Here is a 16,389-nt window from a genome sequence, read left to right as displayed (position 1 = left end):
GACTACTCGAAGGCGTCGCTCGACAAGGCGGCGGCCGACTCGCGTGCGGCGTGGGCGGCGGAGGGCAAGGACGTGGTGAAGAGCGTCCCGTTGCCTGGTGCGCAGCAGGTGGTCGACGCGGCCAAGCGGGAGACGGGTAACGGCTGATGGGGTTCCTGGACGACGTCGGTGACGGCCTGGAGGGCCTGTACGACGACGGGAAGAAGGGCCTGGGTGCGACGGTCGACGCGGGTTCGCACCTGGTCGGCGGCGCGCTCGACACCGTCGGGCTGCACGACGCGGCGCACGCGGTGGACAACTGGGGCGACAGCGTTGCCGACAACCTGGGTGCGCAGGTCGGCGAACTGCAGCTCGGCGACTCCGACGACCCCAAGGACCTGGTCCACGGTGACGCCAAGGCGCTGAGCGATGCGGCCGATCATCTGCGCACGTTCCACGACGCGTTCGAGGAGACCGGTAGCGGCCTGCGGGCGATGGACTCCTCGCACTGGCAGGGCCAGGCCGCCGATGCGTTCCGCACCCGCTTCGCCCCGCACCCGGGGCAGTGGCTGACCGCCGCCGACGCGTGCGCGGCCGCTGCCCAGGCGCTGGACGGCTTCTCACACACCGTCACCTGGGCGCAGGGACAGGCCAAACGGGCCATCGACGCCTACAACGCGGCGAAGAAGACCCACGAACAGGCCCGCAACGCCTACAACGCGAGCGTCGACAGCTACAACAAGGCCGCCAAGGCGTGGAACGACGCCGCCAAGTCCAACCCCAACCCCGGCCCCAAGCCCACCGACCCCGGCGACTTCCACGACGACGCGGGCAACGCCCAACTCGCCCACGCCCAGGACCTGCTGCGCGACGCCCGTACCCAGCGCGACACGGCCGCCGACAGCGCCGCCAAGGCACTCCAGGCCGCCACCGCCACCGCACCGACGGAGCCGAGCTTCACCCAGCGGATGAAGCTGGACTCCATCGACGCGGCCGAGGGCGGCATGATCGGGGTGACCCACGTCTACGGCGGGATCGCCAAGGGCGCGGCCGACATCGTCAACTTCGGGCGCGGCCTGAACCCGATGGACCCGTACAACGCCACCCACCCCGCCACGTACCTCGACCACGTCAACCAGGTCGCGGTCGGCCTGGTGCACGCGGAGATGCATCCCACCGACGTGGTCAAGTCCCTGGTGGGCTCGGACTGGGGCTCGGACCCGGCCGAGGCCGGCGGCAAGTTGCTGACCAACCTGGTGTTCGGCGCCGCGACCGACGGTGCGGGGACGGAGGCCGACGCGTCCTTGGCCGCCGCGAAGGACACCGCCGAGAATGCGGCGAAGGACGCCGCCGAGAGCGGCGCCGATCGCGGCGGGGCGTCGGCAGTGGACCATCCCGCGCCGGCACCTGACCCCGAGCCGGATCGGCTGGCGGCCGCCGTCGACCGCAGCGTCGACATCACGAGCATGGGCGACAACATCGTCTGGCGTGACAGCCGGGAGGCCGTGTGGCGTTTCACCGACCGCGATCCCCAGAAGATCGTCGCGGACGGGGGGATGACGCCGTGGAAGCCCGAGAACAATGACCTGGCGCAGTACGTCAGGGACGAGCGGTACAGGAGTGCCTTCACCGGTACGACCAACGACCCTGGCTACCAGATCGTCCGCCAGTGGAAGTACACGATCGATGCCCCGGGCGGGATCGACGTCAACGCCAGCATCCCCGACAACGTGTTCCACGACGAACACGAGATCGCCTTCCCCGGCGGCATCAAGCTGGAGCACATCCAGGGCTGGCAGCGCTGGAACCCGCTCGACCAGAAATGGGGCAACCACCAGCCCAATCCCTACTACAAACCGCCCCTGCCATCCCCACCGGCCAACGGCCTTCCGCCCGGATGGACCCGCTAACTCCAGGAGCCCTTCTTGTCCGCACCACCGCCCGCCGCGAAGCGCCCGGATCCACCCATCACCGAGGAACTCCGCGCCGCCGCCCGCCAGCGTCCTGGTACCTGGATGTACCAGATCGACCCCGCCTACGATCCGGCCGGTGAGGTCCCGCTTCAGGGCATCATCGGCGCTTGGCAGATCGACCATCAGGGCGCCCCCGTCCACTACTGGCACAACGACGACTACCGCCCCTCGGCCCGGGCCCAGGGGATCGCCGAGCCCGACAGCCCCGCCGAAGCCGCCCTCCAGCGCGCCGCCACCGGCCACGGCGGCGAGCGCGAACTGCTCGATGCCCTCCGGGAAGGACCGCTGCTGATCTTCGCCCATCCCGAGCACCCCGGCCTCTACATCGAACCCGGCACGGACGGGCGCGGCACCATCACCGCGTGCACCTCCGCCCGCCACGTACCCTCCAGCTGGCCCGGCTGGCTTGCCCTCTCGGGTCGCGAACTCGCCCAGGCGGCGCCCGGAAACCTGCTGCGCCTCAACCCCGGCAGCGGTGTGAGCGTCACCCTCCCCCTGGACGACCTGCTAGCCGCCCGATGACCACCCCCACAGGAGCAGACCGATGACCTCCCAGTCCGCGACCTGGGAAGGAGCCACCAGGCGCGACGCATACCGCGACGACTTCCTGGCCAAGCGCGACCGCTTCGCCGACGCCGTCGACCAGGGTGACTGGCCCACCGTCCTGGAAGCGCTCGCGAAGGACGGCAGTTTGGCCAACGCCCGCCGTCTGGGCGGCGCGAGCGACTGGACCGCGCTGCACCAGACTGCCTGGCACCCGGCCCCGCCCGAGGTCGTCGAAGAACTGGTCCGCGCCGGCGCGTGGCGCACCCTGCGCAGCGCCGACGGCGAGCGTCCGCTCGACATCGCCACCCGGCTGGGCCACGACCACTTGCTCCCGCTGCTGCGCCCCGTCCCCGTGCACCCAGTGCCCGAGGCGGTACTGCAGGCCATGGAGCCACGGCTGCACACGCTCATCCTGGCCCGGGCCCAGCAGTTGGCCGGCCATCAGGACGTGCTGCCGCCGCAGGTCGCGGTCCTCACCGAGCTGGCCGTGCCGAAGCTCTGGCTGCCTGTTCCCGGAATGCACGGCAGCTTCAACATCGAGCTCCTGCCCGCCGACGACACGGCCCCCGTGCGCCTGGAGGTCGCCAGCGCCAGCCGGGTAGCCGGCGGCTCCGGCCAGACCCACCACATCACCGCGGACGGCTGCACCATGGTCGAGGACGGCTGGGGCTGACCGCAGCTCAGTGCCTGACACTGTCGGGGATCTTGCAATGCGACTTCGGACGACGCCGCCTGCAGCGTCACCAGGTACACCTCCGACGCCCTAGGCCGCTTGCTCACCGCCGTCACCACCCCCGACGGCACCCAGTGGCTCTACCACTACGACCCCTTCGGCCGCCGCATCGCCAAACAATGCCCCGCAACCGCCGAATGGACCCTCTTCACCTGGGACGGCCCCACCCTCGCCGAACAGACCGCCCACAGCCCCACCCTCCCCGGCCCCCACACCCTCACCTGGGACCACCACGGCCTACACCCCCTCACCCAGACCGAACACCTCACCACCTCCCCCGACCAGCAAGAAGTCGACCGCCGCTTCTTCGCCATCATCACCGACCTCATCGGCACCCCCACCCACCTCCTCAACCCCGACGGCACCACCGCCTGGCAAGCCCACACCACCCTCTGGGGCACCACCAGCCAGGCGAACAACGCCACCACCTCGACCCCGCTCCGCTTCCCGGGCCAGTACTACGACCCGGAGACCGGGCTGCACTACAACGTGCACCGGCACTACGACCCACAGACGGCGCGATACCTGAGCGCCGACCCCCTCGGACTCACCCCAGCGCCGAACCCCGCCACTTACGTCCACAACCCACATACCTGGAGCGATCCGCTCGGGCTCGCACCGTACGACCCCAAGGGAGTAGACCTTTCGAAAGCGCGGCGGGTTAGCGGGAGGTTCGATAACAGGGGGAATCCCGATGAGATCGTCTACCGCCAAAAAACCGATGGTACGGTAACGGCGTACGCGGTCTACGATGATCTGGGGCGCCTGGTCAAGCGTGTCGATGTGGACCCGAATTCCGCACCGCATGCTGGCATACCCGCGCCACATGCGCTGGAAATGCATATTAATGTCAATCCGAAGACCGGCCAAGAGTTTCCGGTGTGGGACAAAATGCCCCGCCCGCTCAGGCCTGACGAGGAAATTTATTGGAGCAGCTGATGAAGGCTAATGAGTATTCTGAGGTGGCCTCTTGGATTGAGGGATTCGGTGGGACTCTCGACTCGTTCGACTTTATCTCCGGGCGCTTCAGTCTCGCTGACTGGATTTCGATCTCGGAGATCTTTCGGCCAAGCTTTATCGAGGTGGATGGCTGTATCCTCTGGGATCGGTCGTTTGAGCGTCAGAACTTCGACACGTGGATGACAGAGCTTTCTGGCGACCGAACCCGGGTCGAAACCGTGTTGAACCGCTTGAGGATCTGGCAGCTCATTGAGTACAGCGAGTCCGCTGAGGATACGGCGGCTGCCAGCACTGTGGCGGAATCGGTCGCGCAGTGCTGGAAACTTCGTCTATCAGAGCAATTTCCTGATGTCAGTTTCAATGTGGCGACGCTGGAATCCGAGGATGGGCCCGTCGTGGAATTCAATGTTATTCGGCATTAGTACTCCAGTGAGAGTTCTCCGTCTTCTCTGGTCCGCGGTCTGGGGGCGGTGAGTGTAGCGAGACTGCGGCGTGGGCCCCGGCCCCCACACCCTCACCTGGGACCACCACGGCCTGCACCCCCTCACCCAGACCGAACACCTCGCCACCTCCCCCGACCAGCAAGAAGTCGACCGCCGCTTCTTCGCCATCATCACCGGCCCCGACGGCACCACCGCCTGGCAAGCCCACACCACCCTCTGGGGCACCACCAGCCAGGCGAACAACGCCACCACCTCCACGCCGCTCCGCTTCCCGGGCCAGTACTACGACGCGGAAACGCGGCTGCACTACAACGTGCACCGGCACTACGACCCACAGACGGCGCGATACCTGACACCGGACCCGCTGGGGCTGGCACCGGCGCCGAACCCGGTGGCATATGTGGACAACCCGCACCGGTGGAGCGATCCGCTCGGCCTCGCACCGTGCCTGAAGAGGGATCTGAAAAACTGGAAGAACCAGCAGTATCAGTTCGGCAACGAGAACTTCATGCTTTCGCGCGACAATATCGAGCATATTCTGACGCGCCATCACCCGAAGTACTGGGACGGATCCGTCAAGGCAAGCCAAAGCTTCTTCGACCAGAAGATGTCAATTCCAGATGTCCAGGATGCCATATCGCAAGTATTGAAGCAGAATCGCGACAAGTTGATCGCAAAGGGCACGCGCGAGATGTACCAGCTCGAGGGGACTGCCAACGGGGTAAAATACGTCGTCGGCCTGAACCGGAGGCACATCGGACAGTTCTATCCCGGATCCCTCTCCAAGTAGGACGAGCCAAGACATGATCAGCATCAACTCTTACATTCGGCGAGATGCCAATACCTTCGAGCCGATCTCGCTCACACAGACCGCAGCCGCCAACTCCGCGTACATCGAAGGAGCGATCGAGCTATCAATAGACAACACCGGGATCATCGGAAAAGAAGCCTGGGACTATGTCGACCAGCTATGGTCCTATATCGTTGATATGGCCACACGGCTCCGCTGCGACCAGTCGGCCAGCTCATACTTTCCGGACCAGCCTCTGAAGCTCACGTTTCAGAAGGAACCGGGGGGGAACATCAGGGTCACCCTTGAATCCGACGGCGCAAGCCGCTCGGCGATGGCATCAGAGTCCCTCTTCTACGTCGAGCTCAAAAAGGCAGGGCGGGAGTTCTTCGAGAAATTCATTGAGCTCTATCCTGAGAATCGTGACAGTTACATGGATTCCCTCAAGGGGCTCCAGTCGCTTTAGCTTCACGCTATATTCAGACAGCTCGACCCAGAATGCTTCAGTTTTGAATTCGAAAGGCTGGACTTCATCCGCCCTGACCGTTAAGATCTATGGCGAACGGGACAATGGCCATACGACGAGCACTGCAGTGAAAACAGTGCAGAAGAGCCATAATGGCAGCTAGCGAAGTCCTTCACCTGAGAGAGGATTCGACATCTCCTCAGGATGGGGTCCGACTTCGACCCCGAGACCATAGGGGTCAAACCCGATGATCGGCGAGAATGTCGCTTTGGAGGTTCTGCGCGAGGGGGCGGACGACTGGGTGCCGATTGATGCCCTTCTCTGGCATGCGCGTGCGGTAAGCGGCGGCGAAGACTTCAGAAGGGTTGCCATCGAGTCTTTGGCGTTCCTCATGACACGAGGGCTGGCTATGGTCGGCGACATCGGTGAGAGCGGCTTTGAACCCTGGCGCGGCGAGCTCCAAGCCGTGCTGGATCGAGTCACGGCCTGCTGTGCGGCATTGAATTGGGAGCCCCAAGGAGGGTGCTGCTGGATTTCAGCAACAGCTGACGGTTCCGCTTTTGTGAACGCTCACGAATGAGTCGATGACCGAACGTAGAGCAATGCTCAGTTCCGTCTCGCCACCCCCCGCCCCCGTCACCCCTCCGCCGGAGGCGCCGGCACCACCAGCACCGGGCACGCCGCATGGTGCACCGCTGCCGTGCTCACCGACCCCAGCAGCAGCCGCGAGAACCCCCCGTTCCCCCGCGTCCCGATCACCAGCGTGTGCTGACCCACCGTCGCCGCCAGCAGTACCTCGACCACCTGCCCCAGCGCCACGTGCAGCGAGAGCCGCTCCCCGCCGAACGGAGCGCGCCGGGCCCGCTCGACCGCTGTGACCGCTCGCCGTAGGCCGTCGGCCATGCTGCCGCTCAGGCGCTCGGTGCTCTCCTGGACCAGCTCGGCCATGCCCGGCGGGTAGCCGCCGCTCGGGGAGGGGTTGACCACGCCCAGGACGTAGAGGGGCAGGGCGTAGCGCTCGGCTTCCGACATCGCGCGGTGCAGGGCCCAGAGGGAGCCGTCGGAGCCGTCGCAGGCGGCCAGGATGCCGGGGGGCAGCGGTGGGCCGGGTGGGGTGATGGAGACGGGGTGGGCGGGCGTCACCTGCGGGGCCTCCGGTCGGTCGGGTGTCGGCCAGGCCATGATCCGACGGATGGCACGCGAACCCGCGCAGGCTCAGCCGAACCGCGCTCCCGCCACCGCGCGCCGTTGCGGCAGCGGCAGGCCGGTCCAGCAGGAGCCGTGGCGGCGGGCCTCGAAGCGGCGCAGCCACAGTTCCACGGCGACCAGGTCGGCAAGGCCGTCCAGGGCTCCCGGTGGCAGGTCGGCGTACGAGTCGGCGGCGGTGCGCAGGGCGCGGCGGACGGTGGGCAGGTCGATCAGGCCGGCTTCGGCCAGCAGCGGTGCGCGGAACAGCTCGGCCAACTGGTCGGCGGCGGCGCGCAGGCCGGCGCGGGCGGCTTCGGCGCGGTCCGGGCGGGGGGCGCGGCCCCAGTCGGCGGGGAGGTCCGAGCGGCCCGCGCCGGCCAGCACGGCGCGCAGCAGGGCGTGCCGGGCGCCGGGCTGCAGGCGCAGGTCGGCGGGGAGGAGGCGGGCGGCGCGGATCACCCGGTTGTCGAAGAAGGGGGCATGGACGCGCTGGCCGTGCTGTTCGGCGGCGTGCACCAGGGTGCGGAACGCGCCGGCGTGGTGGTGCAGCGCCAGGCGGGCTCGGCGGACGCCGGGGTGCAGCTCGGGCGCGGGGCCACGGGCCGCGAGCCGCAGGCGCAGGGCGACCGCGGAGAGCGCGTCGTCGGAGAGGAAGCGCGCGGCCGGGCCGGGCACGCACCAGGCCAGGTCGGCCGCCGAGTACGCCCCGGCGGTGAACCGCACGCCGGGGTGTGCGCTCGGGCGCACCGGGCCCCGACGGGCCGTCAACTGCACGGCGACATCGTCCAGCGCCTCGGCGTACCCGCCCCGGGCCAGGCGGCGGGCCGCGCGCAGCACGGTGACCGGGGTGCGCACGGTGCCGGTCAGGGTGCCGGCGAGCGCACGGTCCACGCCGGCCAGCGCGGCGACCGGCGGGAGCAGTTCGCGCGGGCGGCCCTCGCGGATCAGGTCGGCGAGCCGGGCCGGATGGCCGTCCAGCACCTGGCGGGCGCCGTGCCCGGTCAGGTGGTCGGCGCCGCCCGCGCTGAGCCGGACGACGGTGCCGGGGGCGGTGATCAGGGCCCGCCCCGGCTCGTCGGTGAGCGGACCACCGAGCGGCCCACCGAGCGGTCCGCCGGCCGGTCCGGCGATGAGCTCGGCGTAGGGCAGGCTCGCCGGGGTGGCGGCCAGGACGGTGTGCCGCAGCCGGGGACGGCCGGAGTCGAGCGGAGCCTCGGGGGCGGCGCGCGGTGACTCGCACACCGTGACGGCGGCGAGGAGTTCGGGCTCGGGCGACTCGGGCGCCGGATCGGGGCGGGTCCAGGAGCCCTTGGTGGCGCCGGTCCGCGGAGCGACGTCCGACGGCTCGTCAGACACCGGCACAGGCGCGGAACCCGGCCCCGGCCCGATCGGGACGGCGGCGGCGAGCAGCGCCAGCGCGGTGGAGGCGGTGCCGTACGAGAGGTCGGCGCCGATCCGGGGACGCTGCGGCCCGGGGCCCGCGCCGGCCGGCGCGTTGCGGACCCGGGAGCGGACGGCCTCCAGCAGCGTGCGGGTCAACTCCCGGACCGCCGGCGCCTCGCCACCGCCCTGGCTCGGGATGCTGCCGGGGGCACCCTCGTCGTCGTACTCGGTCAGCTGCGGTCGGCCGCCCCGGATGGCGAGCGTGTGGCCCGGCGGGACCCGGTGCACCCCCGCGTACGGGGTGCCCGTGCCGAGCACCTCGGGGGACTCGGGACAGGCGAGGGTGGCGGCCAGGTGGCCGGTGTCGACGGGCGCGCCGATCAGGTCGGCGAGCGGCAGAGCGGCGGTGGCGTAGGCGGTGCCGCCGCACCAGGGGGTGTGGAAGACGGGTTGCAGGCCGGCCAGGTCGGTGAGCAGCAGGGTGCTGCGGGTGCCGATCCGCAGCACCACGGCGTAGCTGCCGGGCCAGGCGGTCAGGTGGCGCACCGCACCGCCCCGGGCGGCCGACAGCCCGTCGGCCAGCTCGTGGTCGGCGGCGCCGCAGTGGCCGAGCACCAGCAGGCGGGCGACGGCCTGGGTGTCCTGGGTCAGGTCGGCGGCCAGCGGGCCGGTGCTGACCGTGGGGAGGCGGGTGCTCGGGTGCAGGACGGCCTGGCGGATCTCCTCGGGCCGCCAGTCGCCCACCGCCCAGAGCGGGTCGGGGCCGGTCCACAGCGCGGTGGCGGCGAGGGGGCGCACGGCGGCGAGCGCGGCGAGCGCGTCCTGCAGCGTGGGCGCCGGGCCCGACCCGCCGTCAGCTGGGCGGCGGCCGCCCGGGATCCGGGTGTTGGACACGGCGCCGCTCCAGCCCGCCAGCCACCGCATCGCGCCTCCACCGGGTGTGGACGTCCCTGCGCTCGCGTGCGGCGGGCGGTCGGCGCCCGGCCGCGGGCGAGCCAAGGGACATGCTGCCACCGCTGAGGCTGGCGGTGGTGCCGGCGAAGGTCGGGTGATTCTGGGCAGGGGTGGGTGAATTCGGACATCAGGGACATCCGAAGTGGGGTGCCGCGCGGGCCGGGCCTCCCCCTCCTTGGCCCGGACCGCGCGGCGCGGACGGCATCCGGCCGGGATCCACCCGGCGCCGGCCGTCCGGGTCTATGAGGTGCTGCCCTGCTTCTGGTGCCCGACCGGCCGCCGGACGGGACGGCGTCCGACCGACCGGACGGACCCTGACGGTCCGTCAGTCCACCGGCCCGGCGCGGGCGCCGCGCGTCCGATTCGCGGCGCCCGCACCCGGGCGAGCGGGCCTGGTGGCGGCCAGGCCGTGCACCCGGCCCCGAGTGCACGGACGGTCCACGGCAGCGGCCGGTTCATCCCCACCGACCGCCCCCCGCACCGCACCGCTCGCCCGCCCCACCGCTCCCGGCCCGCTCACCCCGCCCGCTCTGCTCACCGGCACCGCCTGGCCCGTCTCCCGCCGGACATTTCGGTACGACATGGCCATGCCCACATGGCCGAAAAGCATCGCAAGCCCGGGAGGGCATCCGCATGCCCTCCCGGACTTCGGCCACCACCCGCGGGGAACAGAGGCAGCGGCATCCCCCGGCCCGCCGGGTCCTCGACGGCGGGCCGACCCACAGCCCCTAGCGAACTGCCGGGCGGGCGTCCGGGCCAGGGGGCACAGGTGGGCGCACGTCAACACGGGACCGGAGCACGCCCCTCCCCATGACCCCCCGGACACCCACCGGCCCCGGCGAACCGCCCGAGCGGCGCCCGGCCTTGCCGCGCGCCACCCCGCAGCCGCCCCGGCGGCCACGAATCGCGCCCCGATGCCCCTATGCGATCCCGCCATCCGGAATGCATCCCCTTAACCCTGGGAACCCGGCCGACTACGCTAGGTACCGCCGACCGCACAGCACCACAGCGCGGCAGCACGGCACCACCGCACGACAGCACCACCGCACGACACCGAACGGCAAACACCGAACAAGGGGGTGCCGTCGCATGAGCATCAGTCCACGGGGACCGAACGAACGCCTCGGCATCCTGCTGACCCAGGCTCAGATCAGCAACGCCGGCCTGGCCCGCCGGGTCAACGACCTGGGCGCCCAGCGCGGACTGACGCTGCGCTACGACAAGACCTCGGTGGCCCGCTGGGTGAGCAAGGGCATGGTGCCGCAGGGCCCGGTGCCGCACCTGATCGCCACCGCGATCGGCGGCAAGCTGGGCCGCCCGGTGCCGTTGGAGGAGATCGGGCTCGGCGACACCGACCCGACGCCCGAGCTGGGCCTGGCCTTTCCGCGCGAGGTGTCCGAAGCCGTGCGCTCCGCCACCGACCTGTGGCGGGTCGACCTGGAGCTGCGTCGCGGCCCCGGCGGCGGACGGTGGAGCGACGCGCTGGCCGGGACCTTCTCGGTCGCGGCGTACTCGACGCCGGTCGCCCGCTGGCTGATCAACCCGGTGGACAGCTCGGTGGCCCGAGGTGCGGACGAGCCGCCGGGCGCCCCGAGCGCCGCGTCCCGCACCGGCGGCTACCGGGTCGGCCAGTCCGACGCCGCCAAGCTGCGCGAGGCCGCCCAGGAGGCCCGCCGCTGGGACTCCAAGTACGGCGGCGGCGACTGGCGTTCGTCCATGGTGCCGGAGTGCCTGCGGGTCGAGGCCGCCCCGCTGCTGCTCGCCTCCTACAGCGACGCGGTCGGCCGGGCGCTGTTCGGCGCGACCGCCGAACTGACCAGGCTGGCCGGCTGGATGGCCTTCGACACCGGCCAGCACGAGGCCGCCCAGCGCTACTACATCCAGGCGCTGCGCCTGGCCCGGGCGGCCGCCGACGTGCCGCTCGGCGGTTACGTGCTGGCCTCGATGAGCCTGCAGGCCTGCTACCGCGGCTTCGCCGAGGAGGCGGTCGACCTGGCCCAGGCGGCGCTGGAGCGCAACCGCGGGCTGGCCACCACCCGCACGATGAGCTTCTTCCACCTGGTGGAGGCCCGCGCCCAGGCGCGGGCCGGCAACGCGGCGGCCTCCTCGACGGCGCTCGCCGCGGCCGAGAACGCCCTGGAACGCTCGCGCGCCGGTGACCCCGACCCCGCCTGGATCGACTTCTACGCCTATGACCGGCTGGCCGCCGACGCCGCCGAGTGCTTCCGCGACCTCGGCGTGCCCGCCAAGGTCCGCCAGTTCACCCGCGAGGCGCTGGCCCGCCCCACCGAGGGCTTCGTCCGCTCGCACGGCCTGCGCCTGGTGGTCTCCGCGATGGCGGAGGCGGAGGCGGGCAACCTGGACGCCGCCGTCGAGGCCGGCGAGCGCGCGGTGGAGGTGGCCGGCCGGATCTCCTCACAGCGCAGCCGGGAGTACGTGCTGGAGATGCTGCGCCACCTGGAGCCGTTCCAGGGCGAGCGCCGGGTACGGGAGTTGACGGAACGCGCGAGGGTGGTGCTGGCGGCGCCCGCGTGACACCACCGCCGCTATTTCGGATGCACACGGGCTCGGCACGCCGCTAGAGTCACTCCTGTCCAGGTGCGCAGGTCGGGGTTACTTCCCTTAATGGACGGGTCCCGGGTTCGAGTCCCGGTCGTCGGATCAGTCCGACGGTAGCTCAGTCGGTAGAGCAGTTCTTGTCACCTCAACCGCTTTCTGTTCTCTGGACATTCCATATCGTGAATACGCTGCACCTCCCGGTGCGTCGGGGCTCGGTTCCTTCCTCCAAAGAAACCACCGCGCCCCGAACTCCAGATCTCGGGAGGCATCGCGCCGGGGCGCCCGGTGCGCAGGCGGGGGTTACTTCCGGCTTCGGCGGTTCCGGGTTCGAATCCCGGCCGGCGGCACGTGTGTGCGCCGGTAGCTCAATTGGACAGAGCACCGAACTGTCACCTCCACCGATGTCGGCTCGCCAGAGCCGACCCCGATCTCGGGCGCCCCTCACCTCGCCGTGCCCTCCCCCGATCGCCTTTCTTCACTTCAGCCCAGGTCCGCAGGGGGACTTCCGTCATGGCCCGCTTCAACGTCAAGAACCGCTTCGCGCCGCGCTCGCCCGTCCGCACCACCGGTGAGCGGACCACCAACCACCAGGGCGGCCCGGGTCACCTGCGCGAACCGAAGTCGGAACTCTTCCTGCTGGCGGTCGCCAACCTGGTCGGCCAGCACACCTCTTACGAGTCCGGCGGCGCCCGCGACGACCGCTTCACCACGCTGGTACGCGAGTTGGCCGTCGGCGACCCGCAGTGGACGCTCGGCCTGCTGCGCTGGCTGCGCGGCGAGGCGAACATCCGCACCGCCGCCGTGGTCGGCGCGGCCGAGTTCACCCGGGCCCGGCTGGACGCGCAGGCCCCGGGCTTCTCCCGGCAGGCCGTGGAGACCGTGCTGCGCCGCCCCGACGAGCCCGGCGAGCTGCTGGCCTACTGGACCTCCCGCTACGGCCGCCGCCTGCCGCAGCCGCTCAAGCGCGGCGTCGCGGACGCGGTGCGCCGCCTCTACACCGGCCAGGCGCTGCTCAAGTACGACACGGCGAGCCGCGGTTTCCGCTTCGGCGACGTGCTGGAACTGACCCACCCGAGCCCGGACCCGCAGCGGGCCGGCCAGGGCGAGCTGTTCAAGTACGCGCTGGACCGCCGCCACCACCCGGCCGAGGCCGTCCCGCCGGCCGCCGACGCGCTGCTCACCGCCCACCACGAGCTCCTCGCACTGCCGGTCGAGCAGCGGCGTGCGGTGGTCACCGGGCCGGACGCCGCCGAGCGGCTGGCGGCGGCCGGGATGACCTGGGAGGCGTTGGCGGGCTGGCTGCAGGGCCCGTTGGACGCGGCGGCCTGGGAGGCGGTGATCCCCTCCATGGGGTCGATGGCGCTCATCCGGAATCTGCGCAACTTCGACCAGGCCGGGGTGAGCGACGAGGTCGCCGAGCGGGTGGCCGCCAAGCTGAGCGCCCCCGACGAGGTGCGCCGCTCCCGGCAGTTCCCGTTCCGCTACCTGGCCGCCTACCGGCACGCCCCGTCGCTGCGCTGGGCCTACCCGCTGGAGCAGGCGCTCGGCCACTCGCTGCGCAACGTCCCTGCGCTGCCGGGGCGCACGCTGATCCTGGTGGACCGGTCCGGTTCGATGTTCGACCGGCCGAGCGAGCGCAGCGGCCTCAACCGGGCCGACTCGGCGGCGATCTTCGGCACCGCGCTGAAGGTCCGCGCCGCCGACGCCGACCTGGTCGAGTTCGGCAGCACCAGCAGGGTGATCGAGGTGCCCCGGGGCGCCTCGGTGCTGACGGTGCTGAAGGACTTCCAGAACCTGGGCGGCACCGACACCGCCGAGGCCGTCCACCGGCACTACCGGAGCCATGACCGGGTGGTGATCATCACCGACGAGCAGGCCGGCTTCAGCTTCGGGCGCGACCCGCTCGGCGCCGTGCCGGCCCGGGTGCCGGTCTACACCTGGAACCTGGCCGGCTACCGCACCGGGCACGGCCCGTCCGGCGGGGCCCACCGGCACACCTTCGGTGGGCTCAGCGACGCCGCCTTCCGGCTGATCCCGCTGCTGGAGCACGGCGACGCCGACGTCGGCTGGCCGTGGGAGGCGATCGCCTAGGGCCTCTCTTACGGATCTTGTCGGCTGTGACACCAGCGGCTGACGCCGCCGGGCAAGATCCGTAGGAGAGGCCCCAGCCCGCTGCCGGGTCGAGTGGCCCGGACCGGCTGACGCGCGGCGTGCCCCCGTGGCACCATCGGCCACGGGGCACGTCGGGGTGAGGAGGGTGGCGGATGGCGGACGACCACGACGTCCTGGTGGTGGGCGGCGGCATCGTCGGGCTCGCCACCGCGTACGCGCTGACCCGGGCGCGGCCCGGGCTGCGGGTCGCCGTGCTGGAGAAGGAGAGCGCACCGGCCGGCCACCAGACCGGGCGCAACAGCGGGGTGATCCACAGCGGGGTGTATTACCGCCCCGGTTCGCTCAAGGCGCGGTACGCCACCGAGGGCGCGGCCGCGATGGTGCGGTTCTGCCAGGAGCAGGGCCTGCCGTGCGAGGTGACCGGCAAGCTGATCGTCGCCACCGAGGCGGCCGAGCTGCCCCGGCTCGCGGCGCTCGCCGAGCGGGGACGGCAGAACGGCATCCCGGTCCGTGAATTGACGCAGCGTCAGATCAGCGAGTACGAGCCGGAGGTGGCCGGCCTGGCCGGGCTGCACGTGGCCACCACCGGCGTCTGCGACTACGTCGCCGTGGCCGGCCGCTACGCCACGCTGGCCGCCGAGCGCGGGGCCGAGCTGCGCACCGGCGCCGAGGTCCGGGCCATCGACCGCCGCCCGGACGGCGTCACGGTGCGCACCGCCGACGGCACCGAGCTGCGCTGCGCGGTGCTGGTCAACTGCGCGGGCCTGCACAGCGACCGGCTGGCCCGGCTGGCCGGCGACGACCCGGGGCTGCGGATCATCCCGTTCCGCGGCGAGTACTACGAACTCGCCGCGCACCGGCGGGACCTGGTGCGCGGCCTGGTGTACCCCGTCCCCGACCCGGCCTTCCCGTTCCTCGGCGTGCACCTGACCCGGGGGATCCACGGGGACGTGCACGTGGGCCCGAACGCCGTCCCGGCACTGGCCCGCGAGGGCTACGACTGGCGCACCGTGCGCCCGGCCGAGCTGGCCGCCACGCTGGGGTTCCCCGGCGCCTGGCAGCTGGCCCGCCGGCACTGGCGCTACGGCCTGGGCGAGCTGCACCGCTCGCTCTCCAAGCCGGCCTTCACCACGGCCGTGCGACGCCTGCTGCCCGCCGTCACGGCCGCCGACCTGGTACCAGCGCCGGCCGGGGTGCGGGCCCAGGCGGTGGCCAGGGACGGCACGCTGCTGGACGACTTCGCCTTCGCCGGCTTCGACCCCGACCGCCCGGGCTCGCCGCGCCGCCTGGTGCACGTGCTCAACGCCCCGTCCCCCGCCGCCACCGCCTCGCTGCCGATCGGCCGCGAGGTGGCCCGGCGAGCCCTGGCCGCGCTGGCGGCCGAGGAGTAGCCGGCAGGTCCCCCGCAAAACCGGGCGCCCCGTAAACTCGACGGCATTGTGACTTCGACTGCCCCCTCTCCCCAGCTCCCCGCCCAGTCGCCCCAGTCGCCGTCAGTGCGCCTGTCGGCCGCGCCCGCGGGCTACCCCGCCCCGATGTATCCGCACCGGGCCACCGAGGAACAGCACCGCGAGCACCGGATCCGCAGCTTCCAGCCGCGCCGCGGCCGGATGACCCCGGCCCAGGCCGGTGCGCTGGACCGGCACTGGGAGCAGTGGGGTCTGGCGATCGACGGCACCCCGCTCGACCTGGGCACGCTCTTCGGCGGGCTGCCGGTCACCCTGGAGATCGGCTTCGGGATGGGTGAGACGACGGCCGCGATGGCTGCCGCCGACCCGTCGATGGGCATCCTGGCCGCCGACGTGCACACCCCGGGGCACGGCAACCTGCTGGGCATGCTGGAGCAGAGCGGCGCCCGGAACGTGCGGCTGGCGGCCGGCGACGCGGTGATCCTGCTGCGCGACATGCTGGGCGACGCGAGCCTGGCGGGCCTGCGGGTCTTCTTCGCCGACCCGTGGCCCAAGCCCAAGCACCACAAGCGCCGGCTGGTCCAGCCGCACTTCCTGGACCTGGTGCTGCCCCGGCTGGCCCCCGGCGCGCTGGTGCACTGCGCCACCGACTGGGAGCCGTACGCCGAGCAGATGCTGGACGTGCTCGGCGCCCGCCCGGAGCTGGTCAACCTGCACCCTGAGGGCGACGGCAGCGCCTGGACGGACGAGGAGCGCCGGGCCGACGGCACCGTCCCCGGCTACGCGCCGCGCCCCGACTGGCGTCCGGTGACCAAGTTCGAGCGGGCCGGCCTGGCCAAGGGCCACGTGGTGCACGATCTGCTGTTCCGCAAGATCTGACCCCTGCCACGGTCT

The 16,389-nt window shown here is 71.7% G+C and carries 12 protein-coding genes and 2 pseudogenes; 12 read left to right on the top strand and 2 right to left on the bottom strand.

All coding sequences use genetic code 11. The features are described 5' to 3' along the window. Window positions 1-146 precede the first annotated feature (146 nt). The 8 genes and pseudogenes from ABH937_RS35480 to ABH937_RS35445 all read left to right on the top strand — a co-directional run bounded on the left by ABH937_RS35480 (window position 147) and on the right by ABH937_RS35445 (window position 6,470). The gene (locus ABH937_RS35480) at window positions 147-1,889 is read left to right on the top strand and encodes a putative T7SS-secreted protein (protein WP_280694085.1); all 1,743 of its coding nucleotides are present in this window, start codon (window positions 147-149) and stop codon (window positions 1,887-1,889) included. Window positions 1,890-1,904: 15 nt separating this feature from the next. Next, a complete protein-coding gene (locus ABH937_RS35475; RefSeq protein WP_280694084.1) occupies window positions 1,905-2,474 on the top strand; it encodes a type VII secretion system-associated protein in 570 nt (189 codons plus the stop codon). Window positions 2,475-2,496: 22 nt separating this feature from the next. Next, on the top strand, window positions 2,497-3,171 hold the full coding sequence (locus ABH937_RS35470; RefSeq protein ID WP_280694083.1) for a hypothetical protein: 675 nt from the start codon (window positions 2,497-2,499) through the stop codon (window positions 3,169-3,171). A gap of 72 nt (window positions 3,172-3,243) precedes the next feature. Next, window positions 3,244-4,170 (top strand): annotated as a pseudogene (locus ABH937_RS35465) (RHS repeat-associated core domain-containing protein); the annotation flags it as partial. After that, complete coding sequence (locus tag ABH937_RS35460) at window positions 4,158-4,613, top strand: hypothetical protein (protein WP_280694082.1); 456 nt, start codon at window positions 4,158-4,160, stop codon at window positions 4,611-4,613. The pseudogene ABH937_RS35465 and the gene ABH937_RS35460, both read left to right, overlap by 13 nt. A gap of 76 nt (window positions 4,614-4,689) precedes the next feature. Then, window positions 4,690-5,082 (top strand): annotated as a pseudogene (locus tag ABH937_RS35455) (RHS repeat-associated core domain-containing protein); the annotation flags it as partial. A gap of 355 nt (window positions 5,083-5,437) precedes the next feature. Further along, window positions 5,438-5,890, top strand: a complete 453-nt coding sequence (locus ABH937_RS35450; protein ID WP_370220634.1) for a hypothetical protein — start codon at window positions 5,438-5,440, stop codon at window positions 5,888-5,890. A 247-nt stretch (window positions 5,891-6,137) separates the two neighbouring features. Next, window positions 6,138-6,470: a hypothetical protein gene (locus ABH937_RS35445; RefSeq protein ID WP_370220633.1), complete on the top strand. Its 333-nt coding sequence runs from the start codon at window positions 6,138-6,140 to the stop codon at window positions 6,468-6,470. A gap of 56 nt (window positions 6,471-6,526) precedes the next feature. On the opposite strand, the gene ABH937_RS35440 is transcribed toward ABH937_RS35445, so the two are convergent. Together ABH937_RS35440 and ABH937_RS35435 are read right to left on the bottom strand one after the other, a co-directional pair. After that, window positions 6,527-7,072, bottom strand: coding sequence for a universal stress protein (locus ABH937_RS35440; RefSeq protein WP_370220632.1), 546 nt, complete (start codon window positions 7,070-7,072; stop codon window positions 6,527-6,529). Between the two features lie 33 nt (window positions 7,073-7,105). Continuing rightward, entirely contained in the window at window positions 7,106-9,355 is a 2,250-nt protein-coding gene (locus ABH937_RS35435; protein ID WP_370220631.1) for an asparagine synthase-related protein, read from the bottom strand. Between the two features lie 1,149 nt (window positions 9,356-10,504). Between ABH937_RS35435 and ABH937_RS35430 the strand changes: the two genes are divergently transcribed. The 4 genes from ABH937_RS35430 (at window position 10,505) to trmB (ending at window position 16,374) form a co-directional block, all read left to right on the top strand. After that, window positions 10,505-11,950: an MFS transporter gene (locus tag ABH937_RS35430; protein ID WP_370220630.1), complete on the top strand. Its 1,446-nt coding sequence runs from the start codon at window positions 10,505-10,507 to the stop codon at window positions 11,948-11,950. Window positions 11,951-12,484: 534 nt separating this feature from the next. Further along, a complete protein-coding gene (locus tag ABH937_RS35425) occupies window positions 12,485-14,065 on the top strand; it encodes a TROVE domain-containing protein (RefSeq protein ID WP_370220629.1) in 1,581 nt (526 codons plus the stop codon). Between the two features lie 173 nt (window positions 14,066-14,238). After that, complete coding sequence (gene lhgO / locus ABH937_RS35420; protein WP_370220628.1) at window positions 14,239-15,477, top strand: L-2-hydroxyglutarate oxidase; 1,239 nt, start codon at window positions 14,239-14,241, stop codon at window positions 15,475-15,477. 48 nt (window positions 15,478-15,525) lie between these two features. Beyond that, window positions 15,526-16,374: a tRNA (guanosine(46)-N7)-methyltransferase TrmB gene (trmB, locus tag ABH937_RS35415; protein WP_370146788.1), complete on the top strand. Its 849-nt coding sequence runs from the start codon at window positions 15,526-15,528 to the stop codon at window positions 16,372-16,374. Window positions 16,375-16,389 lie beyond the last annotated feature (15 nt).

The organism is Kitasatospora sp. GAS1066B (assembly GCF_041262605.1).
In the GTDB taxonomy this organism is placed as follows: domain Bacteria; phylum Actinomycetota; class Actinomycetes; order Streptomycetales; family Streptomycetaceae; genus Kitasatospora.
Note: the sequence above shows the minus strand (reverse complement) of the source record. Positions and strands in the feature narration are given on the sequence as shown.